The sequence below is a fragment of the Bacillus sp. JJ1127 genome, assembly GCF_036965845.1.
GTDB lineage: Bacteria > Bacillota > Bacilli > Bacillales > Bacillaceae_G > Bacillus_A.
Genome location: NZ_JBALQK010000016.1, coordinates 1 through 532 on the forward strand (window position 1 = coordinate 1; position 532 = coordinate 532).

The following is a 532-nucleotide window of genomic DNA, read 5'->3' on the forward strand; positions in this document are numbered from 1 at the left end:
ATATAAGTGCTGCTGATTATTATATGACATCTGATACATTACCTGTTTTCCTTACAGAAATTGAAAATGTTAACTGGAACGGTCAAGATGTACATACTACCTTAAAAGAAATCATTCATAAATTTGCAACTACTCCTAATACAGAAAGTGATCTTGCTTCCTTATTAGAAGAAATTGATAAATATTTTTCATTCCATACAATTGAAGAGATCATCCACTCATTAGAGAAAGATAATGGGACCTTTGCTTTAAAAACGAGAGAAACATTACTATCAAAATCTCCATTTTCATTAAAAGTAACATTAAAACAATTAAGTGATGGAAAAAACAAATCAATAGAAGAATGCTTTGCAACAGATCTCATACTCGCTAAAAATTTCATGAGACACGAAGATTTCTTTGAAGGAGTACGTTCAGTCGTAGTCGACAAAGATCAAAATCCACAATATAAATATAAACAATTAAGTGATGTTTCAGATGAAGAGGTAAATCGCTTCTTCAATCTACTTAATGCATAATAAAGTGAAACTTT

At 29.9% G+C, this 532-nt stretch carries 1 protein-coding gene; it reads left to right on the forward strand.

What is annotated here, in order from left to right; all coding sequences use genetic code 11:
• Nucleotides 1-518: enoyl-CoA hydratase/isomerase family protein (locus tag V7183_RS02450; protein ID WP_335358587.1), on the forward strand; the 518-nt coding region annotated here is incomplete at its 5' end.
• Between the last annotated feature and the right edge of the window lie 14 nt (nucleotides 519-532).